Consider the following 3065-nt stretch of genomic DNA (forward strand, 5'->3'; position numbering starts at 1 on the left):
TAAGGTGGCTAGTGCTGAAGCTTATGCGTTGGTGGCTGGGAATGTGGCTAATGTTAGCTTTGGTGTTGTAGATCCTACTGTTGGGCAGACTTTTACGCTCACTACTGGTGTTGATTCAGGAGCACTTTTCACTGGTACCGCCGGTAACGATACATTCACAGCCCTGCAAAGCGATGCCGGCTTGGTTTCCGACACGTTTGGTGCTGCCGACACAATTTCCGGTGGACTAGGTACGGACTCGTTGAACGTCATCTTGACAGGCGCGGCCACAGCAACAACGCTGGCTGCAGCTACTGTCAGTGGTATCGAAAACATTAATGTTCGTGCTGTGCAAGCGACGGCTGCGACCATCACGTCAGTCACAGCCGCCAACTTTGCTGGTGCAACTGATTTCAATGCAGATCGCGCAACGTCTGCAATCACTTTTAACGGCCTTGCAGCTGGTCAAAAAGTTGGAATGATTGGTAACGGTTCTATCGTGAATGGTGCGGTCACTGCTAACTATGCAAACACCGTGACTGCTGGTGTGTTCAACATCTCTGGTGGTACTGGTACGGCTAAAGCAAATGCGACTGGGGTGCTGACTCAAACAGGTACTGGCATCACATCCAACACCATTAACTCAACTGGTGGCGATAACTATTTGAACAATGTTGTTTTGTCTGGAACGTCCAACGTTGCTTTGACCATCAATGCAGCAACGAACCTGACAACTGGCAATATCACTGGCTTTACCGGCACTACCTCGACAATTACTGTCGCTGGTGCTGCCACTTCGGTGGACATCGGTACATTACAAAATACGACAGTGAAGACTGTTAATGCTTCTGGTCTAACCGCTGGTGGCGTGACCACGACACTGAATACCAATACCGGTATCAACTTCGTTGGTGGCGCTGGCAATGACGTTGTAACTGCTGGTGCAGTCCTTGTGACTGGTGCATCGGTTGATGCAGGCGCTGGCACTGCTGACCGTTTGGTCATCACTGCTGACGCTCAGTTGACCACTGCAACTGCTCCTTTCTACAAGGGCTTTGAAGTTCTGCAAGCAAACACTGGCGTGACTGCTGATGCATCACAATTGGCTGCAAACAATACCATCACTGGTGTTCGCGTTAACGACAGTGCAGGCGCTGCGGTTACCGTCAACGGCTTGAACGCAACAATGGCTGCAAACGTGGCAATTATTGCTGCTAATGACGCAGCTGGTGCCATCACACTGGGTCTGACTGGTGCTTCTAATGGCGGTCAGATTGACACTGTGAAGGCCGCTCTGACTACAACTAACGCTGCCGGTACTGCTCAGGTTTCCAACCTGACTGGTCTGAGCTTGGTTGGTGTTGAGAAGTTGGAACTGACCGGTAATGGCACAGTCGGCGCTACAACCGGTGCAGTAACACTGACCACCACTAGCATGGCTGCTATCGACTCCATCAAGCTGGTGAATGCTGGTGTCAACTCCATCACCATTGCTGCTCAGTCTGTAGCTGCTAACTTGAACGTCGATGCTACTGGTTCTACTGGTGCAACAACAATCAACGCTACTGCATACAACAGCACAACGGGCGCAACTATCACTGGTGGTTCAGGTAATGACGTAATTGGTGGATCACAGCGGGTTGACACCATTATTGGCGGTAACGGTAACGATGTCATTATTGGTGACTCTAGTGCTGAAGTGCAGGCGGTAACATTCACCGGTAATACCACTGGCAACGGCACACTTGTTATTGCTGGGCAAACTGTTACTCTGGTTGCGGCTACGCAGACCACTGCAACTTTAAGTGCAGCAAAGGCAGCTACTGATATCACTGCATCCATTGCGGCTGGTACTGGTGGAGATATCATCACGGCGACTTCAGCTGGAGCAGTTTTGACCCTTACTTATTCTGCTACTGCTGGTAATGTAGCTACATCATCTGCAGCTCTCGGAACCGCTGACACCATTACTTTTGGAGTGGCAGTTGTTACCGATGGTGCTATCAACTTGGTCGGCGATATTTTGACTGGTGGCGCTGGCAATGACGTGTTCCATTACGGTGCAGGTGCAGCTAACACGGTTGCCAACGCGGATACCATTGTTGGTCTGGACTTGGGTACGGCCACAACTGCTGTGGATACTTTTGTGTTCGGCAATGCCAATGGTGCGAAATCCGTTGTGGTTCTTTCCACAGCTCAGCAGGCTACCGTCACTGCGGCAGCCAATTTGGCTGCTGCAACTGACGTAGCCATGGCGCTGATGCAAACTGATGGTGCAACTACTACCTTTACGTTCGGTACGGAGACGTATCTGCTTCACAACGGTGACGCCGGTGCAACATACACTGCTACTGCTGATTACATCGTCAAGATTACTGGTGTAGTCGGTACCCTCGACGTTGGCGACTTCTCAGTTGTCTAATCCCCACCCCGGAGACTCACCCCGCGCTCAAACGTAGGGTGTAGGTAAAGCCTCTCAAGACCCCGCTACTCACAAGGCTAGCGGGGTTTTTTACGTCTAAAAAAAAGGGGTCAGGTTACATTAAATCCCCAAACAAAGAACCAACAAAGGGGTCAGGTTACATTAAATCCCACGAAAACCAAGAAAAAAGGGGTCAGGTTACATTAAATCCCTCCCTTTTCTCCTTTTTCCCTCGTCCTTCCAAACAAAGCGCGAAAAAAGGGGTCAGGTTACATTAAATCCCGAAAAAAGCGGCAAAAAAGGGGTCAGGTTACATTAAATCCCTCCCTTTTCTCCTTTTTCCCTCGTCCTTCGGCGGCGCATAATGGCGCTTACAAAACAAAGGGGTCAGGTTACATTAAATCCCGAAACAAAGGGGTCAGGTCACAAAAACAAAGGGGTCAGGTTACATTAAATCCCTCCCTTTTCTCCTTTTTTCCTCGTCCTTCAGCGAAAACAAACAAAGGGGTCCAAACAAAGGGGTCAGGTTACATTAAATCCCGAAACAAAGGGGTCAGGTTACATTAAATCCCACGAAAACAAGTCAAAAAACGAGCAACAAAGGGGTCCAACAAAGGGGTCAGGTTACATTAAATCCCTCCCTTTTCTCCTTTTTCCCTCGTCC

1 protein-coding gene is annotated in these 3065 nt (G+C 49.7%); it reads left to right on the plus strand.

Annotated elements, in window-relative coordinates:
• A partial coding sequence (locus PSV17_RS05495) for a hypothetical protein (protein ID WP_300480424.1) occupies positions 1-2401 on the plus strand: 2401 nt, incomplete at its 5' end.
• Between the last annotated feature and the right edge of the window lie 664 nt (positions 2402-3065).

This window comes from Methylotenera sp., from assembly GCF_029946165.1.
In the GTDB taxonomy this organism is placed as follows: domain Bacteria; phylum Pseudomonadota; class Gammaproteobacteria; order Burkholderiales; family Methylophilaceae; genus Methylotenera.